The organism is Flavihumibacter fluminis (genome assembly GCF_021491375.1).
Taxonomy (GTDB): Bacteria; Bacteroidota; Bacteroidia; order Chitinophagales; family Chitinophagaceae; genus Flavihumibacter; species Flavihumibacter fluminis.
The window spans coordinates 1-280 of record NZ_JAKEVY010000039.1; the positions used below are offsets into that span (position 1 = coordinate 1).

Below are 280 nucleotides of genomic sequence, written 5' to 3' on the forward strand. Positions count from 1 at the left end.
AGGGGTTATCGGGTATGGTCATATAGGTACTCAGCTCGGGATCCTTGCCGAGACCTTGGGCATGCGCGTCATGTTCTACGATATTGAAGACAAACTGCCGCTGGGAAACGCTCAGCAGGTGCACTCAATGGAACAGCTGCTTTCCCTGGCCGATGTGGTCAGTCTGCATGTGCCTGAAACACCGCAGACCAAGGAGCTAATCGGCAAAGAACAGCTATCTTGTATGCGCCCAGGCAGCATATTAATCAACGCTTCCCGCGGGACTGTGGTGAACATTGAA

At 52.9% G+C, this 280-nt stretch carries 1 protein-coding gene; it reads left to right on the forward strand.

All coding sequences use genetic code 11. The features are described 5' to 3' along the window. Positions 1-280, forward strand: a 280-nt coding sequence (locus tag L0U88_RS20810; protein WP_234868802.1) for an NAD(P)-dependent oxidoreductase, incomplete at both ends; no start/stop codon positions are given.